Source organism: Coprococcus intestinalis (assembly GCF_023656595.1).
In the GTDB taxonomy this organism is placed as follows: domain Bacteria; phylum Bacillota; class Clostridia; order Lachnospirales; family Lachnospiraceae; genus Coprococcus_A; species Coprococcus_A intestinihominis.
Genome location: NZ_JAMOKJ010000002.1, coordinates 246,984 through 269,354 on the forward strand (window position 1 = coordinate 246,984; position 22,371 = coordinate 269,354).

Annotated in this window: 20 protein-coding genes and 1 pseudogene; 18 read left to right on the top strand and 3 right to left on the bottom strand. The window is 40.4% G+C overall.

What is annotated here, in order from left to right; genetic code table 11:
• Positions 1-23 precede the first annotated feature (23 nt).
• The 3 genes from NBH03_RS02705 to NBH03_RS02715 all read left to right on the top strand — a co-directional run bounded on the left by NBH03_RS02705 (position 24) and on the right by NBH03_RS02715 (position 2,496).
• Entirely contained in the window at positions 24-1,376 is a 1,353-nt protein-coding gene (locus NBH03_RS02705; protein ID WP_250796812.1) for an acyclic terpene utilization AtuA family protein, read from the top strand.
• 5 nt (positions 1,377-1,381) lie between these two features.
• Positions 1,382-1,681, top strand: coding sequence for an AtuA-related protein (locus NBH03_RS02710; RefSeq protein ID WP_117528632.1), 300 nt, complete (start codon positions 1,382-1,384; stop codon positions 1,679-1,681).
• A 179-nt stretch (positions 1,682-1,860) separates the two neighbouring features.
• The gene (locus NBH03_RS02715) at positions 1,861-2,496 is read left to right on the top strand and encodes a GDSL-type esterase/lipase family protein (protein WP_250796817.1); all 636 of its coding nucleotides are present in this window, start codon (positions 1,861-1,863) and stop codon (positions 2,494-2,496) included.
• Positions 2,497-2,572: 76 nt separating this feature from the next.
• On the opposite strand, the gene dtd is transcribed toward NBH03_RS02715, so the two are convergent.
• Positions 2,573-3,022, bottom strand: coding sequence for a D-aminoacyl-tRNA deacylase (dtd, locus tag NBH03_RS02720; protein ID WP_250796832.1), 450 nt, complete (start codon positions 3,020-3,022; stop codon positions 2,573-2,575).
• Positions 3,023-3,242: 220 nt separating this feature from the next.
• On the opposite strand from dtd, the gene NBH03_RS02725 reads away from it, so the two are divergent.
• The 7 genes from NBH03_RS02725 (at position 3,243) to tsf (ending at position 11,025) form a co-directional block, all read left to right on the top strand.
• Positions 3,243-4,325, top strand: a complete 1,083-nt coding sequence (locus NBH03_RS02725) for a YifB family Mg chelatase-like AAA ATPase (protein WP_330663646.1) — start codon at positions 3,243-3,245, stop codon at positions 4,323-4,325.
• A 67-nt stretch (positions 4,326-4,392) separates the two neighbouring features.
• Positions 4,393-4,800: a magnesium chelatase subunit ChlI family protein gene (locus NBH03_RS15965; RefSeq protein ID WP_334303170.1), complete on the top strand. Its 408-nt coding sequence runs from the start codon at positions 4,393-4,395 to the stop codon at positions 4,798-4,800.
• The gene (dprA, locus tag NBH03_RS02730) at positions 4,787-5,866 is read left to right on the top strand and encodes a DNA-processing protein DprA (protein WP_250796836.1); all 1,080 of its coding nucleotides are present in this window, start codon (positions 4,787-4,789) and stop codon (positions 5,864-5,866) included. Before NBH03_RS15965 ends, dprA begins: the two co-directional genes overlap by 14 nt.
• A gap of 17 nt (positions 5,867-5,883) precedes the next feature.
• On the top strand, positions 5,884-7,962 hold the full coding sequence (gene topA, locus NBH03_RS02735; protein WP_250796841.1) for a type I DNA topoisomerase: 2,079 nt from the start codon (positions 5,884-5,886) through the stop codon (positions 7,960-7,962).
• Between the two features lie 292 nt (positions 7,963-8,254).
• Positions 8,255-9,019 (top strand): GTP-sensing pleiotropic transcriptional regulator CodY, encoded by a 765-nt coding sequence (gene codY, locus NBH03_RS02740; RefSeq protein ID WP_015514517.1) that lies wholly within the window; start codon positions 8,255-8,257, stop codon positions 9,017-9,019.
• A gap of 206 nt (positions 9,020-9,225) precedes the next feature.
• The gene (rpsB, locus tag NBH03_RS02745; protein ID WP_015514516.1) at positions 9,226-9,957 is read left to right on the top strand and encodes a 30S ribosomal protein S2; all 732 of its coding nucleotides are present in this window, start codon (positions 9,226-9,228) and stop codon (positions 9,955-9,957) included.
• Positions 9,958-10,086: 129 nt separating this feature from the next.
• Positions 10,087-11,025: a translation elongation factor Ts gene (gene tsf / locus NBH03_RS02750; RefSeq protein ID WP_015514515.1), complete on the top strand. Its 939-nt coding sequence runs from the start codon at positions 10,087-10,089 to the stop codon at positions 11,023-11,025.
• Between the two features lie 170 nt (positions 11,026-11,195).
• On the opposite strand, the gene NBH03_RS02755 is transcribed toward tsf, so the two are convergent.
• On the bottom strand, positions 11,196-11,558 hold the full coding sequence (locus NBH03_RS02755; RefSeq protein ID WP_250796847.1) for a hypothetical protein: 363 nt from the start codon (positions 11,556-11,558) through the stop codon (positions 11,196-11,198).
• A gap of 195 nt (positions 11,559-11,753) precedes the next feature.
• Here NBH03_RS02755 and NBH03_RS02760 point away from each other — a divergent pair, with 195 nt between their 5' ends.
• Together NBH03_RS02760 and NBH03_RS02765 are read left to right on the top strand one after the other, a co-directional pair.
• Positions 11,754-11,948 (top strand): helix-turn-helix domain-containing protein, encoded by a 195-nt coding sequence (locus tag NBH03_RS02760; protein ID WP_227081273.1) that lies wholly within the window; start codon positions 11,754-11,756, stop codon positions 11,946-11,948.
• A 17-nt stretch (positions 11,949-11,965) separates the two neighbouring features.
• The gene (locus NBH03_RS02765) at positions 11,966-12,445 is read left to right on the top strand and encodes a hypothetical protein (protein ID WP_250796854.1); all 480 of its coding nucleotides are present in this window, start codon (positions 11,966-11,968) and stop codon (positions 12,443-12,445) included.
• Between the two features lie 79 nt (positions 12,446-12,524).
• Here NBH03_RS02765 and NBH03_RS02770 read toward each other — a convergent pair whose 3' ends face one another.
• Positions 12,525-13,397: an AraC family transcriptional regulator gene (locus NBH03_RS02770; RefSeq protein ID WP_250796857.1), complete on the bottom strand. Its 873-nt coding sequence runs from the start codon at positions 13,395-13,397 to the stop codon at positions 12,525-12,527.
• Between the two features lie 200 nt (positions 13,398-13,597).
• On the opposite strand from NBH03_RS02770, the gene NBH03_RS02775 reads away from it, so the two are divergent.
• The 6 genes and pseudogenes from NBH03_RS02775 (at position 13,598) to NBH03_RS02800 (ending at position 22,308) form a co-directional block, all read left to right on the top strand.
• Positions 13,598-16,636, top strand: coding sequence for a glycoside hydrolase family 2 TIM barrel-domain containing protein (locus NBH03_RS02775; protein WP_250796859.1), 3,039 nt, complete (start codon positions 13,598-13,600; stop codon positions 16,634-16,636).
• A 167-nt stretch (positions 16,637-16,803) separates the two neighbouring features.
• Complete coding sequence (locus NBH03_RS02780; RefSeq protein ID WP_250796861.1) at positions 16,804-18,201, top strand: MFS transporter; 1,398 nt, start codon at positions 16,804-16,806, stop codon at positions 18,199-18,201.
• A gap of 81 nt (positions 18,202-18,282) precedes the next feature.
• Positions 18,283-19,563: a galactokinase gene (locus NBH03_RS02785; protein WP_250796865.1), complete on the top strand. Its 1,281-nt coding sequence runs from the start codon at positions 18,283-18,285 to the stop codon at positions 19,561-19,563.
• A gap of 31 nt (positions 19,564-19,594) precedes the next feature.
• Positions 19,595-19,732: pseudogene (locus NBH03_RS02790) on the top strand (NAD-dependent epimerase/dehydratase family protein); the annotation flags it as partial.
• A 23-nt stretch (positions 19,733-19,755) separates the two neighbouring features.
• Positions 19,756-21,246 carry a UDP-glucose--hexose-1-phosphate uridylyltransferase gene (gene galT / locus NBH03_RS02795; protein WP_250796867.1) on the top strand — a complete coding sequence of 497 codons (1,491 nt, stop codon included), beginning with the start codon at positions 19,756-19,758 and terminating at the stop codon, positions 21,244-21,246.
• A gap of 261 nt (positions 21,247-21,507) precedes the next feature.
• Complete coding sequence (locus NBH03_RS02800; RefSeq protein WP_250796869.1) at positions 21,508-22,308, top strand: helix-turn-helix transcriptional regulator; 801 nt, start codon at positions 21,508-21,510, stop codon at positions 22,306-22,308.
• Positions 22,309-22,371 lie beyond the last annotated feature (63 nt).

The following is a 22,371-nucleotide window of genomic DNA, read 5'->3' on the forward strand; positions in this document are numbered from 1 at the left end:
GAATAAAAAGGAGTGACCTTATTATGAAAAAAATCAGAATCGGAAGTGGCGCAGGTTATGCAGGAGACCGTATTGAACCTGCAGTAGAATTAATGGAAAAAGGAAATCTGGATTATATTATCTTTGAATGCCTGGCTGAAAGAACAATTGCCATTGGCCAGCAGGATAAGATGAAAGACCCGACAAAAGGCTACAATCAGCTTCTTGAGGCAAGAATGAGAAAGATCCTTAAGCTCGCCAAAGATAATCATATCAAAGTTATCACAAACATGGGTGCAGCCAATCCGGTAGCTGCTGCTGAGAAGACAGCTGAAATTGCAAAAGAACTGGGCGTCAGCGGATTAAAAATCGCTTATGTAACAGGTGATGATATTACACCTCAGATTGAAAAATATTATGATAATGATGTCCTTGAATTGGATTGCAAACTGGGGGATATCAAAGAATCTATTCTTTCTACCAATGTTTATCTTGGTGCAGAAGGTATTATTGAAGCCCTTGAAAATGGTGCTGATATCGTTATCACCGGTCGTGTATCTGACCCGGCCTTATCAATTGGACCCCTTGTACATGAATTCGGCTGGAATATTAAAGATGATGCTGATAAGATGGGACAGGCTACATTAGTCGGCCACCTTCTGGAGTGTGCGGGTCAGGTAACCGGCGGCTATTATGCAGATCCTGGTTATAAAGATGTGCCTGATCTTGACAGACTGGGATTCCCGCTTATTGAAATCGATGAAACAGGTAAATTTGTTGTGACAAAGGTTGAAGGATCCGGCGGTCTGGTATGTGAGGATACATGCAAAGAGCAGATGATCTATGAAATCCATAACCCTGAGAGATATCTGACACCGGATACAATTGCCGACTTTTCACATGTCACATTTACACAGGTAGGCAAAGACAGAGTTGAAGCTGCCCATGCAACTTCCCATGGCAAACCTGAGACATTAAAAGTCAGTGTTGGTTATAAAGACTGCTTTATTGGTGAAGGCGAGATCAGCTACGGTGGTATGAACTGTATGAATCGTGCAAAGCTGGCTGCGGATATTGTAGAAAAGCGTCTGAAACTGGTTGGTGTTGAAATGGAAGAGTTCCGTATTGACTATATCGGTTATAATTCTCTTTATAAATCAGAGATCTCTGACCAGTATGCACCGGATGTATTCCCTGAAATCAGACTCCGTGTCAGCGGCAGAACAAAAGATAAAGCAAATGCAACATTAATCGCAAATGAAGTAGAAGCACTTTATACAAACGGTCCAGCAGGCGGTGCCGGCGCAACAAAGAAAGTTTCAGAAATCGTATCAATTTGTTCAATATTTGTACCTAGAGATATTATCAAGATTGAAGTAGGCTATAAGGAGGTTTAATTATTATGAAATTAAAAGAAATTGCACATTCAAGAACAGGTGATAAAGGTGATATTTCAAACATTTCATTAATCCCATACAAAAAAGAAGATTATGAAATGCTGAAAGAAAAGGTAACACCGGAAGTTGTAAAAGCATATTTTGGTGAAATCTGCAAAGGTGAAGTTGTTCGCTATGATATTGACAGCATCTGCGCTATGAATTTTGTGCTTGATAAGACACTTGGCGGTGGTGTTACACGTTCACTGGCCATTGATAAACATGGTAAAGCATTAGGCATGGCCTTAATGGAGATGGAAATTTAGTACAGTTCAATGTAATCACACATTTAAAGCGGGTCTTGAAATTCAGGGCCCGCTTTTAATAATAGCAGGTTATAAAAAATATCTATTTGACTATATCATATCTGGATAGTATGATTAATGCATATCCAAGGAGAAATGACACGTACAATTTAGTGATAAAGGCAAGAGGTGAGATAGATATGAAGCAGATTGTGTGTTTTGGAGATTCTAATACATATGGGTATATTCCTGAAAACGGGGAGAGATATCCCTGGGGTGTACGATGGACCAGCTTGTTGAATGAAAAGCTGGGCTATGGCAAATATCATATTGAAGAGGAAGGACTGTGCGGACGGACAACCATCTTCGAGGATCCGCTGCGGGACAATCGAAATGGCTCTCGTATGCTCCCGGCTTTGCTTGAAACACATCAGCACGCAGATCTGATCATCGTCATGCTGGGAACCAATGACTGCAAGGCAGCCTATGGCGCGTCAGCGGAAATGATTGGAAAAGGTATTGAAAAAATTGTCGGGCAAATACGAGGGGGTGCACCTGACAGTAAAATTCTGCTCATATCGCCCATCTGGCTGGGAGAGAAAGTCTGGAAACCGGGATATGATCCGGAGTTCTCGGAGAAATCTGTCGCTGTCTCAAAGCATCTGGCAAAAGTTTATCGTCAGATTGCAGAAAAAGAAAATATTGCATTTCTTAATGCGGCTGCATATGCAAAGCCAAGTGCAGCCGATCAGGAACATATGGACCCTGAGAGTCATCGATTGCTGGCAGAGGCAATTTATCAAAAAGTAATAGAAATTGAAGGCATCCTCGAATAAGGATGTCTTCCTGCTGCTTATGCATAATGATTCAAAGACGCTGGGTTCATCATATGTATAACAGTGATGCTGTGAATCAATGTCTCTGCTTGCTGTCGATCGTAATCGTCACAGGACCATCGTTCACCAGTGAAACCATCATATGAGCGCCGAATTCTCCTTCTTCTGTATGTATGCCGCAATCACGGCAGGCTGCAATAAACTTCAGATACATATCCTTGGAAAAATCAGGAGCACCGGCTTCTGTAAAGCTCGGACGGTTGCCTTTCTTCGTGCTGGCAAACAGTGTGAATTGGGAAATAATCAGGAGCTCACCGCCGACATCCCTTAAAGAAAGATTCATCTTGCCTGCTTCATCTTCAAATATTCGCATCTGAGTAATCTTCTTCACAAGATACGCCATGTCTTCTTCCGTATCATCATCAGCAACACCGAGAAGAACAAGAAAGCCTCTTTCTATGCTTCCGATGGTCTCATTATCAACATCAACACTTGCGCGGGATACGCGCTGTATAACTGCTCGCATAAACAAACCTCCAATAAATGTCTTTTCCTATCAGTAAAAACTGAAAATGAATGTATGATGACATTATACCAGACTTTATCCGATAAATCACCTGTCATTTGTCGACAAAGCTCAAAGTATATTGTGAAAACTGTCGATGAATGATAATTGCGACGTTTTTGTCTGTCAGATATAATGTGAGTCAGGGGATTGAAGTATTTGCTGCAGGAAAGGTGCAGAAATGTTTAGTAAGACAATCAGTGCAGTCCTGCTGGGAATGAGAAGTGATATGATCACTGTTGAGGCAGATGTCAGCGGCGGACTGCCTTATTTTGAGATGGTAGGCTATTTATCAGCAGAGGTGAAGGAGGCGAAGGAGCGTGTTAGAACTGCTATTCGGAATGCCGGTTTCAAATTGGAACCGAGACGTATCATTGTGAATCTTTCACCGGCAGATGTACGCAAGTCGGGAACGATCTGTGATCTAGCCATTGCATCGGCTGTTTTGTGTGCTTATGGCTTTATTATGCCGGAAAGTCTGGAACATACCGTATTGATCGGTGAATTGAGTCTGGACGGCAGTGTGCGCCCTGTTAATGGTGTTTTATCTGTTGTTTTGATGGCGAAGAGGATGGGGATGACTAAGTGTATTGTACCTGCAATGAATGCCTTTGAAGGGGCAGCTGTTGATGGTATAGAGGTCTATGGTGTACATACATTACAGGAACTCATTGGCTTCCTGGATGGACGTCTGGTTATTGAGCCGGCATATATCGACAGGGATACTTTGCTTGAACGATCAGAAGGGCAGATATCACAGCTGGATTTCAGTGACATTTGCGGGCAGCACACGATGAAGCGAGGACTTGAGATCGCTGCTGCAGGGATGCATCATACGATGCTGATCGGGCCTCCCGGAGCAGGAAAGTCCATGGCGGCAAGACGCCTGCCGACAATTTTGCCGAAGATGACATGGGAAGAATGTCTGGAAGTGTCTGAAATTTACAGTGCTGCAGGATTGCTGAAGCCTGCAGAGGGATTGATCACGACACGGCCTTTCAGAAGTCCGCACCATACGGCTTCTGATGTGGCATTGGCTGGAGGCGGCAGATTGCCAAAGCCTGGGGAGATCAGCCTGGCTCACAGGGGGGTACTGTTTTTGGATGAATTAACAGAATTTAGTTCCGCGGCCATGGAAGTAATGCGTCAGCCCATAGAGACCGGCCATATAATGATCAATCGTTTGCAGGCGATGTGTGTGTTTCCAGCAGGATTTATGCTGGTGGCAGCGATTAATCCATGCCGATGCGGCTATTATCCCTGACGTACGGAAGTGCCATTGTACACCTTTACAGATCAGACGTTATATTGGCAGAATCAGCCAACCACTGATGGATCGGATTGATTTGAATATAGAGGTGCTTCCGGCCAGAATTGAGTCTTTACAGGAAGCTGCGTCAGATGAAGAGCGTTCAGCTCAGATTCTGAAGCGGGTGGAACAAGCCCGGGCCATGCAGGATGCACGTTACAGCGGAACCTGTTATAGATATAATTCACAGCTGCATGACAGGGATGTGGAGAGATATTGTGCGCTTGAAGCAGAAGAACGGATGTTGATGAAGAATATTTATGAACAGTATGATCTGAGTGCGCGGACATACCATAAGATTTTGAAGGTTGCACGGACCATTGCAGATCTTTCGGGACATTTGAGGATTACGACAGATGATATAAGTGAAGCAGTGTTCTATAAGTGTTTGGATGGGAGGTATTGGGGAAGCGGCAATGGAAAAGGATGAATACTGGCTCTGGCTTGGAACAATTCCCGGTATTGGGAACGTAACAGCGCTTAAGTTGTTAAATGCTTTCGACGGAGATATCCGAGTATTATATGAAGCTGATAAGAAAACAATCGCCGGTCGTCATATTGTGAGTGAAAAACAGCTTCAGAGTATTATATATAGTAGAAACAGGGACAGAATCTGCCGTGCCTATGCACAGATGAAGGCAAAGGGCATTCAATGCCTTTCCATTGTGGATACACATTATCCTGATATGTTGAAATCACTTCATGATCCGCCCATTGTTTTATATTTTCTTGGAAGCATACCAGCCCCGGAAGAGTGGATGATCGCACTGATCGGAGCCAGACAATGCAGCAGTTACGGCCGACAGGTCAGCAGGATGCTCGCACGCGGTATCGCTGCTTCCGGTCTGACTGTTGTCAGTGGAATGGCCAGGGGCAGTGACAGCGCTGCTCATTGGGGCGCACTGGAAGAAGGCGGACGTACCTTTGCTGTTCTTGGATGCGGTGTTGATGTCTGTTATCCACGGGAGAATATTGATCTCTATACGGAGATCAGCAGAAACGGTGGGATTCTTTCTGAATTTCCTCCGGGGACAAAACCGGAGGGATATCATTTTCCGAGAAGGAATCGTCTGATTGCTGCATTGGCAAAGGGTATTGTAGTCACAGAAGCCAAGCAAAAGAGCGGAACTCTGACTACCGTTGAACATGGTTTGGATCTGGGCAAGGATATTTTTGCTGTTCCGGGTAGGATAGATGATGCTTTAAGTGAAGGATGTAACCAGCTGATTCGGGCCGGTGCCAAGCTGGTGATGCAGCCATCGGACATTCTTGAAGAATTCGGCATTCTGGCCAGGGAATATAAAAAAAATAATATTACGCTTGATAATTCTGAAAAAGTAGTGTATGCTAGCATATGTTTAGTTCCCAGAAGTGCAGATGAGATTGCTGCGCTGACCGGTATGGATGTGCAGTGTATCATTCACTGTCTGGTTAGGATGGAATTGAAGGGAATTATACACAGAGTAGGAAAAAATCAATATGTGTTAAGTATATAGATGTGGAGGAAAAGGCTGTGGCTAAATATTTAGTTATTGTTGAATCCCCGGCCAAGGCGAAGACAATTAATAAGTTTTTGGGTTCAAATTATCATGTTGTAGCCTCTAACGGACACGTAAGAGACTTGCCGAAGAGCCGACTGGGTATCGATGTTGAAGATGATTATGAACCAAAATATATCACAATCAGGGGTAAAGGGGATATATTGGCAATGTTGCGTAAAGAAGCCAAGAAGGCAGATAAGATTTATCTCGCAACTGACCCGGACCGTGAAGGAGAAGCAATATCATGGCATCTGGCAACGGCATTGAAGCTGGATGAAGCACATACCAATCGTATTACATTCAATGAGATCACAAAGAATGCGGTTAAGACGGCTATTAAACATCCTCGTAAGATCGATATGGACCTGGTGGATGCACAGCAGGCGCGCAGAATGCTTGACCGAATGGTCGGTTATCGTATAAGCCCGCTTCTTTGGAGCAAGGTTAAACGCGGTTTAAGTGCGGGGCGTGTTCAGTCAGTTGCGCTTCGTTTGATCTGTGACAGAGAACAGGAGATTGATGCTTTTATTCCGAAGGAATACTGGTCACTGGACGCTGTTTTAAATGTCAGCGGTGAAAAGAAGCCGCTGACGGCCAAGTTCTATGGCAAGAAAAAGGAGAAGATTGAGATCCATTCTCAGAAAGAGCTGGATGCAATCATGGATGCACTCAAGGATGCCGCGTATCAGATCGTGGACATTAAAACCGGTGAGCGAACAAGAAAAGCGCCTGTTCCGTTTACAACAAGTACTTTACAACAGGAGGCTTCCAAGCAGCTGAATTACTCAACGCAGAAGACGATGCGCCTCGCACAGCAGCTGTATGAAGGTGTCGATATTCAGGGACTGGGAACCGTTGGTCTGATCACATACCTGAGAACAGATTCTATTCGTATCTCAGAAGAAGCTGACAGCAACGCGAGAAACTTCATTGCTGAGAATTATGGCCAGGAATATGTCGCCGCAGCACCTAAGACCGCAGAGTCTGGCAAGAAGATCCAGGATGCCCATGAAGCAATCCGTCCGACATATCTTGATCAGCTGCCGGTCAAGGTCAAGGAGTCCCTCAGCAGAGACCAGTTCCGTTTGTATCAGCTTATTTGGAATCGTTTTGTTGCCAGCCGTATGAAAGAGGCTGTCTACGAGACAACCAACATCAAGATAGAAGCGGCAGGATACTTGTTTACGGTATCAACTTCAAGACTTGCTTTTGAAGGTTTTATGTCTGTATATAAACCGGACGATGAAAAGGCTGAGAACAATGTGCTGGCCAGAAAGATCAATAAAGACAGTCAGTTGAGTTTCAAGAATTTTGACGCAAAACAGCATTTTACACAGCCGCCGGCACATTACACAGAGGCATCCCTTGTCAAGACAATGGAAGAACTCGGTATTGGCCGACCAAGTACGTATGCGCCAACAATTACAACCATTATTTCTCGAAGATATGTGGCAAAGGAGAACAAGAATCTCTATGTTACAGAATTAGGTGAAGTGGTTAATCGAATGATGGTACAGTCCTTCCCAAGTATTGTGGATGTGAACTTTACAGCCAATCTGGAGTATTTACTGGATAAAGTCGGTGAAGGTGTTGTGAATTACAAGACTGTTATCCGTAATTTCTATCCGGATCTGGATGAAGCAGTTCAGAAGGCTGAAAAAGAGTTGGAAGAGGTTAAGATTGAAGATGAAGTCTCAGATGTCCAGTGCGATCAGTGCGGTCGTATGATGGTCATCAAGTATGGTCCTCACGGTAAGTTCCTGGCATGTCCGGGATTCCCTGAATGCAGAAATACCAAGACGTACTTCGAGAAAATCGGCGTAAGCTGTCCGAAGTGCGGTAAGGATATCGTCATTAAGAAGACGAAGAAAGGTCGCCGTTATTATGGCTGTATGGGCAATCCTGAATGCGATTTTATGACCTGGCAGCGTCCGTCGGATAAGAAGTGTCCGGAATGCGGAAGTGTTCTTTTGCATAAAGGCAATAAGCTTGTATGTATGAATGAAACCTGCGGCTTTGTCATGGCCAATCCAAAAGAAGAAGACCAATAGTCCTTAAGTGATAGAAGAATCTGTCTGATAAGTCTGAAAAGATTTTATGGACAGATTCTTTTTTTGTTTTTCTTTGTAATGTGACAAAGTGTATTGTCTGTTTTTACCTAAATTTAACATTCAGTTTGCGGAAACGTCTGTGCTTATGTCGTTTTTCATCCTAATTGTAGGTATAATTTTCTTAATTAATAATAAAATTTGAAATTTTCCAACATTCCCCTTGTTATGTTGGAATTTTCATGATAGAATGAGAAAGTAATAATGGCAATCTTAAAAGAAAGAAGGATTTGATATGAGCGTACAATTGTTAGATAAAACACGTAAAATAAATAAATTACTGCATAACAATAATTCACATATGGTTGTCTTTAACGACATATGCGAAGTGCTCAGTGAAATACTGGAATCCAACATTCTTGTGATCAGTCGTAAAGGCAAAGTACTCGGTATTAAGAATCGACCGGATATTGCAGAACTGCATGAACTGATTGTGGATGCTGTAGGCGGACATATTGATGAAATGCTGAACGAGAGATTATTAAGTGTCCTTTCTACAAAGGAGAATGTCAATTTGCTGACACTTGGCTTTGAGAGCGACGACATCAACACCTATCAGGCTATTATTACCCCGATAGATATTGCAGCTGAGCGTTTGGGTACATTGTTTATTTATCGCAAGGATAAGCCATATGAAATTGATGACATTATATTGAGCGAATATGGCACCACCGTCGTTGGTCTTGAAATGCTTCGTTCCGTCAACGAGGAGAATGCAGAAGAGACAAGAAAGGTTCAGATCGTCAAGTCAGCTATCAGTACACTGTCATTCTCAGAATTAGAGGCTATCACACATATTTTTGAAGAACTGGATGGTAATGAAGGAATTCTTGTTGCCAGTAAAATTGCAGACCGGGTAGGTATTACACGATCCGTTATTGTGAATGCACTTCGTAAGTTCGAAAGCGCCGGGGTAATCGAATCCCGTTCTTCCGGTATGAAGGGAACATATATTAAGGTTTTGAATGACGTGGTTTTTGATGAATTAAAGAAATTATAGGCTTGAGTTGATCGGGTTTAACAGATTTAATTGTAAGAATTACACGAATCAGAAGGAATTTTATGAAAAGGCTTGCCATTGGCAGGCCTTTATGTTATAATGCTATTCGGTAAAAAAAGACACGCAGATTGATTTCGGGAATGGTGCCCACAGGGTTGAACCCGGAGAGGACGTCTGCGGAAGAACAAAACCATGGAGGTATTAAAATGAGCGTTATTTCAATGAAACAGTTACTGGAAGCCGGTGTTCATTTCGGACATCAGACAAGAAGATGGAACCCTAAGATGGCTCCTTATATCTACACAGAGAGAAATGGTATCTATATCATCGATCTTCAGAAGTCTGTAGGTATGGTTGACGATGCTTACAATGCAATCAAAGATATCGTTGCAGATGGCGGCACAATCCTTTTTGTTGGTACTAAGAAACAGGCACAGGATGCAATCAAAGCAGAAGCAGAACGTTGTGGTATGTACTATGTTAACCAGAGATGGTTAGGCGGTATGCTGACTAACTTCAAGACAATCGAAAGCAGAATCGCAAGACTCAAAGCAATCGAGAAGATGTCTGAAGACGGTACATTCGAAGTTCTTCCTAAGAAGGAAGTTATCGAACTGAAGAAAGAATGGGAGAAGCTTGAGAAGAACCTTGGCGGTATCAAGGATATGAAGAGAATCCCAGATGCAATCTTCATCGTAGATCCTAAGAAGGAAAGAATCTGTGTACAGGAAGCACACATCCTTGGTATTCCACTGATCGGTATCGCAGATACAAACTGTGACCCAGAAGAACTGGATTACGTTATCCCAGGTAACGATGATGCTATCAGAGCAGTTAAACTGATCGTTTCCAAGATGGCAGATGCTGTTATCGAAGCAAAACAGGGTGCAGATGCTGAAACAACTGAAGCAGAAGCAGCTGAAGCTGATGCAGAATAATTATAGAGACTGATTTGTTCGTTGAATAAATAGTTCAGGCTGTCTCGGGGCCGGATAAGCTTTGAGACAGCTTTTTAAACTAAATGATATTATTTTTATATATTATATGAATAACGGAGGAATAGAATCATGGCAATTACCGCAGCAATGGTAAAAGAATTAAGAGAAATGACAGGCGCAGGCATGATGGACTGCAAGAAAGCACTGAACGAAGTAGACGGCGATATGGACAAAGCTGTAGAATTCCTTAGAGAAAAAGGTCTTGCAGCAGCAGCTAAGAAAGCATCCAGAATCGCAGCAGAAGGTATCGTAGCAACACTTGTTTCCGATGACAAGAAATCCGCTGCTATCGTTGAAGTTAATGCTGAAACAGACTTCGTTGCTAAGAATGAAGTATTCCAGTCATACGTTGCACGTGTAGCTGCACAGGTACTGGCTTCCAACAACACAACAATGGAAGCATTCATGGCTGAACCATGGATCGATGATGCTTCTTTCACAGTAGAACAGGAACTTTCCCAGATGGTTGCTAAGATTGGTGAGAAACTGAGCATCAGAAGATTTGAGAAAGTGACAAACGAAAACGGTGTTATCGCTTCTTACATCCACGCAGGCGGTAAGATTGGCGTTCTGGTTAACATGGATACAACAGCATCCGCTGAAGCAGTTGAAGAATGCGGCAAGAATGTTTGTATGCAGGTTGCAGCTCTTAAGCCTCAGTTCACAAACCGTAACGAAGTAAGTGCAGAGCATATCGCACACGAGAAAGAAATCCTTCTTGCTCAGATCATGAACGATCCTAAGGAATCTCAGAAACCAGCTAAGGTTATCGATGGTATCGTAACAGGTCGTATCAACAAAGAATTAAAGGAAATCTGCCTTCTTGATCAGGTTTATGTTAAAGCTGAAGACGGTAAACAGTCCGTTGGCAAATATGTTGAATCTGTAGCTAAAGAAGTTGGTGCACCTATCGCTGTTAAATCTTTCGTACGTTTCGAGACAGGTGAAGGTATGGAAAAACGTGAAGACGATTTTGCAGCTGAGGTTGCTAAACAGGCTGGAATGTAAGCCAAAAGTCGCAAATCAGATGAACGCATAATCTTACAGTTCGCATAAGAATTTGAACCGTATGATTATCATGTAAATCAACGAAAAACCTTGAATTTCCTATGAAAATGGGATGATTCAAGGTTTTTTTGCGTGTTGGAGAATAAATTTTGACTTATCGTAAATTACCGCTATTTATGCATGGAATTGGGAAAAAGTTGGGGGAGTGAGTTGGGGAGATAGCGCTGGACAACACTGTAGCTGCCTGTATATCCCTGCTCTTCAACCAGGCGTTCATATATCCGCTGTGCAGTGTGATGCTGTTTGCGCCAGTGCTTTTTATCATCATCAAGCCACTCCTGGATAACTGATTTAAACGGATCCAGCTTAGATGGCTGTGCCTGGACAACCGGCGGTACCGGAGAGAAGTCCTCCTGTGAAAGATATTTGCGGATTGTTTTAGGATCGGCACCAGTTTTCTTTGAAATTTCGCTGATCCGGTATCCACAATTGCTTAAATCTTTGATATGATTGATCTGGGACATAGTGTACATTTTCCTTTCCTCCTTGCAGTGTATGGAATATATAGGATACAGTAATAAAAACTGTAAGGCTATATATGAATCCGATATATAAGCTCTTTCGTTTATCTGGCAAACTAGACAGGCTTAAAAATCATATTCTACCTTCGAGGGGTATGTTTTTTCTCTAAAAAAGAGTATGATCAATATAAAAAAGGAGGTAGATGGATGGATCTTATCAAAATTGGAAAATACATTGCAGGTAAGCGAAAGTCATTGGGGATGACACAAAAGCAACTGGCAGAAAAAATAGGTATGAGTGATAAGTCTGTTTCTAAATGGGAGCGAGGAATCTGTTTGCCGGATGTATCAGTATACTTAGAATTATGCGAAATATTAGGTAAAACTATATTGAAGCAGTAGACTCAGATAGTATAGAAATGAAAACTGCTGAATTGTTATCAGGAATTGATGGAACAATGATGTTTCGATACAATTCAAGGGATACATTTAAAACGTTATCTATTTACTTGTCAGAATATCAGCTTGGGCAACGAGTTTCACATAAAAAAGTTTTGGAACTTTCCTATGAAGATGTGAAATCTTCCACAAATGGATTGATTGTCATTACACCGGATTTTGATAATTTTACTGCAAAGCTCATCGCAGCAGATAAATATTCAAAATATATGACAGAAATACCAATTTTGGAGGGAGTTACAAACAGGGAATATTATGGAAGATCAGCAACGACTATTGAAAACAAATGCAAGATAGAGTATGGAACAGAGCAAGGATTAGCAGCACTGATTTATGGAGAAAAAGGGTTAAGTTCGTTGCCAATACAGGATATTGCAGGGGAGCATATAAATACAGATAATGAGTACATGTATTACTATTCGGTTGAATTTATAAAATAGCACTAATAAAAAGAAGAGGATGTCACGTAATCTGTTTTGATTCGGTGGCATCCTTTTTTGACATTTAGTTTTTATGACATTATAGATTCCATAACTTATTTCTTATTTTTCGGTATTCTCTTGGCGAATATCCTTTCAGCTTGTGAAAAAGCCGGCTGAAATAAAGCTGGTTATCATATCCGACAATCTTAGAAATCTCATTGATGGAATAAGTTGTTGTTTCAAGTAACATCTGAGCATTGTTGATACGGATTCCCACAATGAATTGCATTGGTGTAGAACCGGTATATTTTTTGAAATTTCGGATAAACCAGCTGACACTCATGCCTCGTGAGGCAGCATAATCATCAATATTGATATTTTGATTGTAGTTTTCACTGAAAAAGGTAACAGCATTATCCATCTCATGATCAAGATATTCATTTTTTAATATATGCTCTCTTGTCAGTTCCCGGTGGAAACTAATCAGAAGATGACGTAGCAAAAGGACAAGCATTTCCTCATAATTATCTTGACTGCGTTGGAGCTCGATAATGATACGTTTGAAAATTTGTTCATATTCATTAGATGTACCCACTTGAAAGACACGTTCTTTATCCGGAAACCCATATTGACGTAAGATATTTTTCACATTGCTTCCTGTGAAGTGAATCCAGTATACTTCTGTCTTATCTTCTCCGTAATATTCATATTTCTGAAGTTCTTTCGGTCTGTACAGTACAATGTTGCCGGCTGGAACAATCGTTTCGTTATTTACATTATCAAAATGAAAATGCCCACAACCAGCAGTGATATATATAATCTGATAATCCAGACGACCCCTTGGACGGTAGGTAGGAAGTTTGGGATGTCTGGAAAGACGGTAAGTACCACAGCTACCTACAATCAGCGGATGACTTTTGTCTTTGAAATCCATATGTGAGTTGTTCAAATAACCGGTGTTCAAATACATAGGACAGCACCTCTTTTCGCACTTTTTATCATTGTATCATTTAGTGCATATTTTGTCTAATCCAATTCATAGACATATTTTGCGGATTAGGATAAGCTATATATAGCATAACTAAGGAACGTAAACAGAAAAGTAAAGTATAAGGTTTGCTTTAGGGAAACAAAGAACAAAAAAGTATATGTATTGGAGGAGAGTTATTTATGATTGTGCCACGTTATTATGAAAATCTAAGCGTACTGCACGAAAACACAATGCCAGCCAGAGCCTATTATATTCCGGCATCCAAAAGAATGGATAACTTGGTGGAACACAGAGAAGAATCAGATCGTATGCAGTTATTGAATGGAACTTGGAAATTCCAGTATTTTAACAGCATCTATGACATTCAGGATTCTTTCTTTGAGAAAAATTATGATACAGAAAATTTTGATGAGATTCAGGTTCCAAGTGTATGGCAGATGGCAGGATATGATACACACCAGTATACAAACATCCGGTATCCGTTTCCGTTTGATCCACCATATGTGCCACAGGATATTCCGTGTGGAGCTTATGTACATAATTTTGAGTACAGCAGAGATGAGAAAGCATCAAAAGCTTTTTTGAACTTTGAAGGAGTAGACAGCTGCTTTTATGTATGGATCAATGGCTCTTACATAGGATACAGCCAGGTTTCACATATGACCAGTGAGTTTGATGTTACCGATGTACTTCAGGATGGAACGAATACGGTGGCAGTGTTGGTAATGAAATGGTGTGATGGTTCCTATTTGGAAGATCAGGACAAATTCCGTATGAGTGGTATTTTCCGGGATGTGTACATTTTGAAACGCCCAAAACAGGCAATCAGTGATTATCATATTAAAACAAGAATTGAGGATATGCTGGCGAAAGTAGAAATTGAAATGAAATTCTACTCTCCCCTAAATGTAAAAATTTCGATTGAAGATAGAAACGGAGCAGTTGTAGCACTAGGAAGTATTGCTGAAGAAGGAACAGCTGTATTAGAAATTGCAAGTCCGGAACTTTGGAATACAGAAAATCCATATCTATATAAACTGATTCTTGAAACAGAGAATGAAGTAATTGTAGATCACATTGCATTAAGAAAGATAGAGATTAAAGATCAGGTCATTTACCTAAATGGACAGAAGATTAAATTCCGTGGTGTCAATCGACATGATTCCGATCCGGTTACTGGATTTACAATCAGTCTGGAACAGCTCACAACCGATCTTACGTTAATGAAGCAGCATAATTTTAATGCGATCCGTTCCAGCCACTATCCGAACGCACCATTTTTCTATGAAATGTGTGACAAGTATGGATTCATGGTGATAGATGAAGCAGATATTGAAGCTCATGGTCCATTTATGATCTACAGAAAAGAAGACACCGATTACAATCGGTTCAAACGCTGGAATGAGATGATTGCAGATGATCCGGCATGGGAAGAGGCAATCGTTGATCGCGTAAAACTCATGGTGGAACGTGACAAAAACCGTTTCTGTATTGTTATGTGGTCAATGGGAAATGAGAGTGCTTATGGCTGCAACTTTGAAAAAGCACTGGAATGGACAAAGAATTTTGATCCAGACCGCATCACACAATATGAGAGTGCAAGATACCGTAATTATGATGAAACATATGATTACAGCAATCTGGATGTGTACAGCCGGATGTATCCGGCGCTTTCCGAAATTCAGGAATATCTGGATAAAGATGGAAGCAAACCCTTCCTTTTGGTAGAGTACTGTCACAGTATGGGAAACGGACCTGGAGATTTTGAAGATTACTTCCAGATGATTCAGGATAATGATAAAATGTGTGGCGGCTTTGTCTGGGAATGGTGTGACCATGCGATTGCTCATGGAACTGCTGAGAATGGAAAGACTATATATGCTTATGGGGGCGACCATGGCGAAGAAATTCATGATGGCAACTTCTGTATGGATGGATTAGTATATCCGGACAGAACGGTACATACAGGACTTTTGGAATACAAGAATGTTTATCGTCCGGCAAGGGTTATTTCCTATGACAAAGAAAGCGGAGAACTGGTGCTTCATAACTACATGGATTTTGATGACTTGAAAGATTATGTGAAGATCAGTTATGAACTGACGCAGGACGGGCTTGTAATCAGCAAAGGTAAACTTCCAGAAGTTTCAGCAGCACCACACAGTGAAGGAAAAATAAACCTTAAAATCAATGTGCCGGAGAGTGGAAAATGTTATTTAAAATTTATTTACCATCTGAAAAAGGAATTGCCACTGTTGGATGAAGACCATATTCTTGGATTCGATGAAATTGAGGTAAGCAAAGACGGTGCAAAATGTAAACTTGCTGAGAAATGGCTACAAAAAACAGCAGTGGACTCTGAGTTACAGGTAAATGAAAATGATACACAGATCCATATCAAGGGACGTGAATTTGCTTATACCATAGACAAACGTACTGCACTCTTTACAGAGATGAAATTCGCAGGGCGGGAATACTTGAACCATCCGATGGAATTAAATATTTGGAGAGCTCCAACAGATAACGATATGTACATCAAGTCTGAATGGAAGAAAGCCCATTATGATAAAGCTTATACAAGAGCTTACACGACAGAGGTCGTGCAGGGAAAGCATGGTGTGAAAATTACAAGCCATGCATCCGTTGTGGCAGAGACAGTACAGAAGATTCTTGATGTGACGATCACATGGAAAATAGAAGCTGCTGGAAAGATTGATGCAGATATTGAAGTAACAAAAGATGATGAATTCCCGGACCTGCCAAGATTTGGTGTGAGGATGTTCCTGGATAAAAAACTTTCAGCTGCACGATACTTTGGAATGGGACCACAGGAAAGCTATTGTGACAAACATCAGGCTGCGAGCCACGGTTTGTACCAGGCAAATGTAGACGATTTGCATGAGGATTATATTTGCCCACAGGAAAATGGAAGCCATTATGATTGTGAATATGTAGAACTTAACAACAGTCGATATGGAATTGTGGTATCCGCGGAAAATGCCTTCTCATTCAATGCTTCTTATTATACGCAGGAAGAACTTGAAAAGAAAACGCATAATTATGAATTGACAGAATCAGATAGTGTAGTATTTTGCGTTGACTACGCATTAAATGGCATTGGTTCTAATAGTTGTGGTCCAGTTGTATTGGATCAGTACCGATTTGATGATGTATTATTCCGGTTCCAGTTTACGCTGATACCGTATGTAAAGGGATAATAAAGTTTCATGTAACTCGTAAACAAAGAAGGATGGTCTGATTGCAATGTAAAGTCCGGATATACAGAGCAATCAGACAAAAACAGAGAAAAAATTAGAATTAGACATCATACGGTTAGACATATTGAGATTCTAAGTGCGATGAAGATGAGGAGCAAAGAAATTCGTTGGAAGAAAAAAAGTATTTGAAATGGTATAACAAAATTGGATATGGATCAGGTGATATTGCAGGTAATGTAGTCTATGCCTTCCTGACATCTTTCATGATGGTCTATCTGACGGACTCAGTAGGACTTGCTGCAGGTGTCGTAGGTACCCTGATTGCCGCATCAAAACTATTTGATGGTTTTACGGATATATTTTTTGGATCAATGATTGACAAAACACACAGTAAAATGGGAAAAGCGAAGCCATGGATGCTATACGGATACATTGGTTGTGCCATTACGCTGGTCTGCTGCTTTGCAGTACCAGTCAGCTTTGGAACAACGGCTAAATACGCATGGTTCTTTATTTCTTATACACTGTTAAATGGTGTGTTTTATACAGCAAACAATATTGCTTACTCAGCACTTACGTCATTGATTACAAAGAACAGCAAAGAGCGTGTGCAGATGGGATCTTACCGTTTTATTTTTGCATTTTCAACAAGTCTTCTGATTCAGGCGATTACAGTTGGATTTGTAGATAAATGTGGTGGAGATGCTGCGGCATGGAGAACGGTTGCTATTATCTATGCAATCATTGGCCTTGTCATAAATACGATTTCAGCACTTTCTGTTAAGGAACTTCCTGAGGAAGAACTTAACGAAGGAGAAGTAAAGGATGATAATGAAAAGTACGGAATGGTACAGGCATTCAAGCTTCTTGTTAAAAACAAATATTACATGATGATTTGTGGAACATATATTTTACAGCAGTTATATGGTGCCATGATTGGAGCTGGCATTTATTACATGACATGGGTACTGAAAAATAAGAATTTGTTTGGACAATTTGCATGGGCAGTTAATATTCCACTGATCATTGCCTTAATTTTTACACCAACCTTAGTTGGTAAGTGGAAAGGTATGTACAAACTGAACTTAAGAGGTTATGTTTTAGCAGTCATTGGTAGAGCACTTGTTGTTGTTGCCGGATATATGGGCAGTGTTCCGCTGATGATGGCGTTTACAGCTCTTGCAGCCTTAGGTCAGGGACCATGGCAGGGAGATATGAATGCAGTTATCGCATCCTGCTCTGAATACACTTATCTTACACAGGGAAAGAGAATTGACGGAACGATGTACTCTTGTACTTCTCTTGGCGTAAAAATCGGTGGAGGTCTTGGAACCGCTGTTGTTGGATGGATGCTTGAGTTCAGTGGATATGTCGGAACAAATGCAACTCAGCCGCAGTCTGCACTTGATATGATGCAGTTTATGTATCTTTGGCTTCCGTTAATCTTTGATGTATTGATTATGTTTGTACTTTCAAGAATGAATGTAGAAGATGCAAATAAAAAACTGAAAGCAGAAAAAGGAATTGCTGCAGATGAAATAACAGATGCATCAGACATAAATTAGAATTGACAGGAGAAAGCGTTGTCTGGTCGTTGCTCGATGAGACAGTGCTTTTTCTATATATAAGGTGATTGGGGTGGTATTATGGAAATTAAAAAAACGATCGAATTATTGAATGGGACTTTTTTCGATAATAAATTAACAGAATTATATGTTGATTTGAACCGGATTCCATATGAGAAGGAACGTTATCGGAAAGCAATCGACAGTTACAAGACATTTTTCGGTGAAGGTGAAATAGAGATATTCAGTGCACCTGGAAGAAGTGAAATAGGAGGAAACCATACGGACCATCAGCATGGGGAGGTACTTGCCGCATCCATTAACAATGATGCAATCGCAGTTGCAAGAAAACTGGATGAACCGATTGTAAAAGTGATGTCAGATGGATATAGTGGTATGATTATCGTTCAGCTGGATGAGCTGGCGAAAAAAACAGAAGAAGAAGGTACCACGAATGCACTCATCCGTGGTGTGCTTGCCAAGATGAAAATGGATGGTCATGCAATTGGAGGATTTCAGGCATATGTGACCAGTGAGGTGTTGATTGGTGCAGGCCTTTCTTCCTCAGCTGCTTTTGAAACACTTATTGGAACGATTCTTTCCTATATGTACAATGGTGGTGAAGTTAATCCGATAGAAATTGCCAAGATTGGTCAGTATGCAGAAAATGTGTATTTCGGAAAACCATGTGGTTTAATGGATCAAATGGCATGCTCAGTAGGAAGTCTGATACATATTGATTTTGCAGATCCGGAAAATCCGATTGTGGAACAGTTGAAGTTTGATTTGAATACATATGGATATAGTTTATGTATTACAGATACGAAAGGCACTCACACAGATTTGACCCCAGACTATGCAGCAATTCCACAGGAAATGAAAAAGGCAGCGGAATGTTTTGGAAAAAACTTTTTAGGAGAGGTATCCAAGGAAGAGATTATCAATAATATCACACGGATACGTGACTGCGCTGGTGATCGTGCTACACTCAGGGCATTACACTTTGTATGCGAAAATGAGCGTGTCAAAGAGGAAGTAGATGCACTAAAAAAGAATAATTTTCCACAATTTCTGACCAAAGTGAAAGAATCCGGAGATTCTTCTTTTAAATACCTTCAGAATGTATATACATGTCACGATGTGCAACATCAGAATGTGTCTATTGCATTGGCATTAAGTGACGTGATATTTGGAAAAAAAGGCGTGTGCAGAGTACATGGAGGAGGATTTGCAGGAACCATACAGGCATTTGTTCCCAATTATCTGGTGTCCAACTATCAAAAAGAGATGGATAAGATATTTGGAAATGGTTCATGTGAAGTATTAAAAATTCGTAAGTATGGTGGCATAAAAGTTTTATAATCATAAAAACAAAGAAAAGGAGAAATAATCTATGAGTAGCATTTTAGTCTTGGGCGGAGCAGGTTATATTGGTTCTCATACTGTATATGAGCTGATTGCGGTAGGAGAAAATGTTGTAGTTGTTGATAATCTTGAAACAGGTTTTTGTAAAGCTGTTCACCAAGATGCATATGAGTAGGGGGAAACGGTAAAATGATTGATCAGCTGATTTCTGAACTGGTGGCTTATGGACTAGAAAATGGACTGATAGATGATGCAGATAAAGTGTATGTTACAAACGGCTTATTGGAATTGTTTCAAAGGCAAGATTATCAAGAACCGGAGAAACTAGGAAAACCGAGAAAATTACAGCTCATTTTGGATGATTTGTTAGAGTTTGCGTTGTCACAGGGAATTCTTGAAGATGATACAGTGACAATGAGGGATCTTCTTGATACAAAGATCATGGGTATTTTAACACCTGCACCGTCCGTGGTAAGAAAAATTTTTGAAGAAAAATATCAGGTATCCCCAAAGGCAGCAACTGAATTTTATTATCATTTCAGCCAGGCAACAAACTATATCCGCACAGATCGGATTATAAAGGATGAAAAGTGGGAGACTGATACAGAATTTGGCAAGATGGATATCACAATTAACTTGTCAAAACCAGAAAAAGATCCAAGGGATATTGCAAAAGATGGAACTGCAAAAAAATCTGGATACCCGGCGTGCCTGCTTTGCAGGGAAAACGAAGGGTATGCAGGTCACCTCTCATATCCAGCAAGACAAAACCACAGGATTATACCAATTACTCTGTGTGGAGAACAGTATTATTTACAGTATTCACCATATGTATATTATAATGAGCATTGCATTATATTTAACAAGAATCATATTCCGATGGCGATTAATGAGATAACTTTTAACAAACTTCTTGATTTTGTTAAGCAGTTTCCTCATTATATGGCAGGTTCCAATGCAGATCTGCCAATCGTAGGAGGGTCTATTTTGAGTCATGATCATTTTCAGGGTGGCAGTTATGTCTTTGCTATGGCAAAAGCTCCTTATGAACAGGAATTTGACTTAGAGAGATATCCAGATATACATGCAGGAATTGTAAAGTGGCCGATGTCAGTGATTCGTTTACAGGGGAGAGCAATGGATAGTATTGTAGCGGCTGCAAATCATATCCTTACGAAGTGGCGTGGATATTCGGATCCAGAAGTTAATATTTTCAGTGATACAGATGGCATCCCACACAATACAATTACGCCAATTGCAAGGATGCGTGGAGATTTGTATGAACTGGATTTGGTTTTGCGCAATAATATCACAACTATTGATTGTCCTCTCGGACTTTTCCATCCGCATACTGAGTATCACCATATCAAAAAGGAAAATATTGGACTGATTGAAGTTATGGGACTGGCTGTATTACCCGCCAGATTGAAGAAAGAAATGGCAGAACTAGAACAGGCAATTCTGAATCATGAAGACCTGAGACAGAATGAAACAGTGGCTGCCCATGCTGAATGGGCAGAGGGATGGATACCAAAATATAAGATTACAGATAGTAATATTCATTCTATCATACAGAAAGAAATTGGAATTGTGTTTGCGAAAGTTCTGGAGGATGCAGGCGTTTACAAGAGAACAGATGAAGGGAAAGCTGCATTCAAAAGATTTATTGAAAGTTTATAAAAAAAGGACCACTTCATTTTTGTGAAATGGCCTTAAGAAAATATACAGTTTTCACAAAATAGTCCTTTTAGTATTTATACATGGTAAGGATGCTCAAAATATTCAGTGTAGAATACTAAAAGGTCATTCAGATATTTTTTTAGGTTGCTCATTTGCAATTCCTCCTTTCCTTATTTACAAGTTGATTATAAGATAGGTGTAAAAGAATTGCTTGCCAAATCGAAAGAAGATATAGACAAATGTTGCAAAGGGGAGTATTTCATGCATTTAAAATATGTTGACACAAAAGAGGAGATTATAGCAATAAATAGGAAGTCAAAACATATTGAACCACATCTTCATAATGCACTGGAGATCGTTTGTGTAACAAGTGGAGCATTAGAACTTGGTGTCGGACAGGAACTATACCATATGGAAAAAGGAGATATAGGCTTTGTATTTCCATATGTTATTCATCACTATCAGGTACTGACACCCGGTGTAAATAAAACGACTTATCTGATTGCATCGCCATTTACGATAGTCAAATTTGCAGATATCATGCAATCCATGGCTCCTGAATACCCAATCATCAAAGCGGAAAAGGTTGAACCGGAGGTATATAGGGGTATAAATGCAATTTTAGAGACAGAACAGTCGGATATTACTGTTGCACAGGCATATCTTCAAATTGTGTTGGCACGCTGCATAGGAAAATTAAATTTGGTAGAAAAGAGTAGTGTGGGGAGCAATGATCTTATTTACCAGACAGTTTCCTATATATCAGCAAATTTTAAGAAGAAGTTTTCTCTGGAAGAGATGGCAAAAGATCTGGGGGTGAGCAAATATGTTTTATCCAGACTCTTTTCCAAAACATTCCATAGAAACTTTAATCAATATCTTAACGATGCAAGGCTGAACTATGCATGCCATCGTTTGGAAAATACGAGTGATTCTATTACAAACATTTGTCTGGATAGTGGATTTGAAAGTCAGAGAACATTTAACCGAGTATTTAAAGAAAGATATAAAATATCACCGAGTGATTATCGGAGTATTTGTGTGAAAGAGATGTTGTCATAAAAGGTTCTGTTGATAGAAATATTTACTTTGATATCTGCTGACAGAGATACCAAAACATATGGA

Bases quoted from the DNA above. Each gene is read 5' to 3' on its own strand.
- NBH03_RS02755 (WP_250796847.1), bottom strand. From the start codon at position 11,558: ATGTACACTATGTCCCAGATCAATCATATCAAAGATTTAAGCAATTGT.
- NBH03_RS02775 (WP_250796859.1), top strand. From the start codon at position 13,598: ATGATTGTGCCACGTTATTATGAAAATCTAAGCGTACTGCACGAAAAC.
- NBH03_RS15965 (WP_334303170.1), top strand. From the start codon at position 4,393: ATGGATCGGATTGATTTGAATATAGAGGTGCTTCCGGCCAGAATTGAG.
- NBH03_RS02715 (WP_250796817.1), top strand. From the start codon at position 1,861: ATGAAGCAGATTGTGTGTTTTGGAGATTCTAATACATATGGGTATATT.
- galT (WP_250796867.1), top strand. From the start codon at position 19,756: ATGATTGATCAGCTGATTTCTGAACTGGTGGCTTATGGACTAGAAAAT.
- NBH03_RS02725 (WP_330663646.1), top strand. From the start codon at position 3,243: ATGTTTAGTAAGACAATCAGTGCAGTCCTGCTGGGAATGAGAAGTGAT.
- NBH03_RS02710 (WP_117528632.1), top strand. From the start codon at position 1,382: ATGAAATTAAAAGAAATTGCACATTCAAGAACAGGTGATAAAGGTGAT.
- NBH03_RS02785 (WP_250796865.1), top strand. From the start codon at position 18,283: ATGGAAATTAAAAAAACGATCGAATTATTGAATGGGACTTTTTTCGAT.
- codY (WP_015514517.1), top strand. From the start codon at position 8,255: ATGAGCGTACAATTGTTAGATAAAACACGTAAAATAAATAAATTACTG.
- NBH03_RS02770 (WP_250796857.1), bottom strand. From the start codon at position 13,397: ATGTATTTGAACACCGGTTATTTGAACAACTCACATATGGATTTCAAA.
- dprA (WP_250796836.1), top strand. From the start codon at position 4,787: ATGGAAAAGGATGAATACTGGCTCTGGCTTGGAACAATTCCCGGTATT.
- tsf (WP_015514515.1), top strand. From the start codon at position 10,087: ATGGCAATTACCGCAGCAATGGTAAAAGAATTAAGAGAAATGACAGGC.
- NBH03_RS02765 (WP_250796854.1), top strand. From the start codon at position 11,966: ATGAAAACTGCTGAATTGTTATCAGGAATTGATGGAACAATGATGTTT.
- NBH03_RS02760 (WP_227081273.1), top strand. From the start codon at position 11,754: ATGGATCTTATCAAAATTGGAAAATACATTGCAGGTAAGCGAAAGTCA.
- NBH03_RS02800 (WP_250796869.1), top strand. From the start codon at position 21,508: ATGCATTTAAAATATGTTGACACAAAAGAGGAGATTATAGCAATAAAT.
- dtd (WP_250796832.1), bottom strand. From the start codon at position 3,022: ATGCGAGCAGTTATACAGCGCGTATCCCGCGCAAGTGTTGATGTTGAT.
- NBH03_RS02705 (WP_250796812.1), top strand. From the start codon at position 24: ATGAAAAAAATCAGAATCGGAAGTGGCGCAGGTTATGCAGGAGACCGT.
- rpsB (WP_015514516.1), top strand. From the start codon at position 9,226: ATGAGCGTTATTTCAATGAAACAGTTACTGGAAGCCGGTGTTCATTTC.